The sequence below is a fragment of the uncultured Nocardioides sp. genome (assembly GCF_902805925.1).
Taxonomy (GTDB): Bacteria; Actinomycetota; Actinomycetes; order Propionibacteriales; family Nocardioidaceae; genus Nocardioides.
Genome location: NZ_CADCUP010000050.1, coordinates 1 through 2,662, shown reverse-complemented (window position 1 = coordinate 2,662; position 2,662 = coordinate 1). Strand labels below are relative to the sequence as shown.

The window sequence follows — 2,662 nt, the reverse complement described above, 5'->3', positions numbered from 1 at the left end:
AGAGGACCGCGAACATCGCGGTGATGCCGAGGATGTCGGGGACCGAGGCGCCTGCGGGGTGCAGCCCGCCCACCAGCGCCGTCGAGGTGACGACCACCTGCGTCGCAGCCGTCGCCAGCAGGGCCAGCGCCATGCCGGGTGCCCGGAGGCGGGCCAGGACCGTGCCCAGCACCAGGACGGCGAGGACGACGACGTACACCCGGTCGGGGCGTCCGCCCGAGCCGAGGATCCCCACCGCGCCGCTGACCAGCACGAGGAAGAGGGCGGTCCCGGCGGCGAGGGCGAGGCCGAGCCGGTAGGAGGTGGTGGGGGTCATCGGGTGCTCCTCGTGTCGTCGGGTGGTCATCGGTCGGCGTCGGCGGTGAGCAGGCGCCACCCGCCGCCCAGCAGGGCGGCGGCGGCCCAGGCGACCAGTGTCGTGCGTGAGGACGTGGTCGTCATGTCCTCGCTCGGGCCGCCGCCGAAGATCAGGTGCACGGCGGCCGAGCCGGGCATGGCGGCGGAGAGGTCGACCGCCCAGTCGTAGGGCAGGTTGCCCAGCAGCGGGGGCAGCACCAGCACCAGGGCGATCACGCTGACCAGCCCGCCGGCGGTGCTGCGGAGCAGGAGCCCGAGCCCGACGGCCAGCAGCGCCGAGGTGGCGTAGACGAGGGCGAGCCCGCCCAGGGTCTCGAGGCCGTCGCCCAGCGGCAGCCCCAGCCCCGGCAGGAACGCCCAGACCACCACGGAGGCGGCCGCCACCAGCAGCACGCCGAGGAGCGTCGTGGTCGCGACGACGACCCCGGCCCGGGCCGCGAGGAGGACCCGCCTGCGCGGCGTCCACTGCAGGGTCGGGACGATGCCGCCCGTCGCGTGGTCAGCCGTGCTCGTGACCACCGACATCGCGAGGATCCCGAAGAGCGCGAACATCGCCGTGGGGCGGCCGCCGTCCCAGGCGGTGGCGTCGTCCGGCACGCCGGTGGGGTCGCCGGCGTTGTCGATGCCGATGATCGTGGCGATGCCGAGCACCGCGGCGGCGGTCACCAGCGCGAAGGCCCAGCTGGAGCGGACGCTCCAGATCCGGCTCCACTCGGCCCGGCCGGTGCGGGCCAGGACGGCGGCGGTGCTCATGCGACGGCTCCCTGCGGCCGACCGCTGTGGTGTCCGCCGTGCTCGACGCTGTCCTGGGTGAGGGCGAGGTAGGCGTGCTCGAGCGACTGCTCGACCTCGGCGAGGTGGTGCAGGGGCACGCCGAGGGCATGGGCCAGGTCGCCGACCTCCGTGGTCGACAGGCCGGTGACCTCGAGCTCGTCGGGAGCGGTGCGACCCACGGCGGCACGCTCGACCAGGGCCCGGTGGAGCTCCTGCGCCCGGGGCGTGCGGACCCGCACCCGCGGGCCACCCAGCCCGCGCAGCACCTCGTCGGTGTCGGCGTCGGCGATCAGCCGGCCGCGGCCGATGATCACGACCCGGTCGGCGACCAGCTGCACCTCGCTCATCAGGTGGCTGGAGACCAGGACCGTGCGGCCCTCGTCGGCGAACCCGCGCAGCAGCGCGCGGATCCACCTCACGCCGTCGAGGTCGAGCCCGTTGACCGGCTCGTCGAAGAGCAGCACGGGCGGGTCCCCCAGCAGGGCCGCGGCGATGCCGAGCCGCTGCCGCATGCCGAGGGAGTAGCCCTTGATCCGGCGGCCGGCCGCCTTCTCCAGCCCGACCTCGGCGATGACCTCCTCCACCCGGGCCGGCAGGATGCCGTTGCTGCGGGCGCCGATCCGCAGGTGGGCCCGGCCCGTGCGCGCCGGGTGCATCGCCTCGGCGCCGAGGAGGGCGCCGACCTCCCGCAGCGGCTCGGCCAGGTCGGCGTACCGGACGCCGTTGACGGTGGCCGTGCCGGCGGTGGGCCGGTCCAGGCCGACCACCATCCGCATGGTCGTCGACTTGCCCGCGCCGTTGGGGCCGAGGAACCCGGTCACCCTCCCGGCCGGCACGTCGAAGGTGAGGTCGTCGACGGCCAGCACGCCGCCGTACCGCTTGGTGAGTGCCCGCACGCTGATCATGCGTCGAACGCTAGGGGCGCCGGTGGTCGCCTCCCGGGGAGGAGGTGTGGAGGTCCTGTGCAGATCGACTGTGCAGGTCGTCCGGTCAGATCGACTGTGCACATCGACCGGGCCGTTCCCGGCCTGCGTCCCGGCGGGCTCAGCGGTGCCGGCGCGGCACGTGCGGACCGGTGAGCGGGCGCATCCGGGACGTCGCCGGGAGGTGCGCGAGCGCGTCGATGACGTTGCGAAGGTTGACGATGATGCCGCCGTACTCCTGCCAGGAGTCGCCGAGCCCGCGGAAGTAGAGGGCCTCGGTGGTCTCCCGGAGCGCCGCCTGGGCCGGTGCGAAGCGCTCGGGGGCGTCGTCGTCCACCACCCGCGCGACCTCGCGCAGGATCTCGACCACACGGCTGCGGAAGCCCTCCTCCCACACGTTGCCGAGCGACGCGCTGATCCCCACGGTCCGCACGAGGCTCTGGCTGTCGGCGACCACGTGCTCGAGCTGCTCCAGCACGGCGACCAGGTCGTCGAGCGGCGACCAGCGCCTGCGACGCCGCGGGTTGAGGCGACTGCCCTCCTGCGCCTCGCGCAGCAGGGCCCAGCAGCGGTCGACACGCCGGTCGACGCGTCGGAGGTCGTCCAGG

At 74.8% G+C, this 2,662-nt stretch carries 4 protein-coding genes; all 4 read right to left on the bottom strand.

Translation table 11 applies throughout. The annotated features are described in order from the left end of the window. A partial coding sequence (locus QZX64_RS03795) for a hypothetical protein (protein WP_295657099.1) occupies nt 1–316 on the bottom strand: 316 nt, incomplete at its 3' end. Between the two features lie 26 nt (nt 317–342). Next, a complete protein-coding gene (locus QZX64_RS03790) occupies nt 343–1,110 on the bottom strand; it encodes a hypothetical protein (RefSeq protein WP_295657098.1) in 768 nt (255 codons plus the stop codon). Continuing rightward, nucleotides 1,107–2,036 (bottom strand): ABC transporter ATP-binding protein, encoded by a 930-nt coding sequence (locus QZX64_RS03785; protein ID WP_295657097.1) that lies wholly within the window; start codon nt 2,034–2,036, stop codon nt 1,107–1,109. Before QZX64_RS03785 ends, QZX64_RS03790 begins: the two co-directional genes overlap by 4 nt. 139 nt (nt 2,037–2,175) lie before the next feature. Further along, on the bottom strand, nt 2,176–2,662 hold a 487-nt coding region (locus QZX64_RS03780; protein ID WP_295657095.1), incomplete at its 5' end, for a hypothetical protein.

Coding starts and splice junctions, on each gene's coding strand:
- QZX64_RS03790 (WP_295657098.1), bottom strand. CDS start 1,110: ATGAGCACCGCCGCCGTCCTGGCCCGCACCGGCCGGGCCGAGTGGAGC.
- QZX64_RS03785 (WP_295657097.1), bottom strand. CDS start 2,036: ATGATCAGCGTGCGGGCACTCACCAAGCGGTACGGCGGCGTGCTGGCC.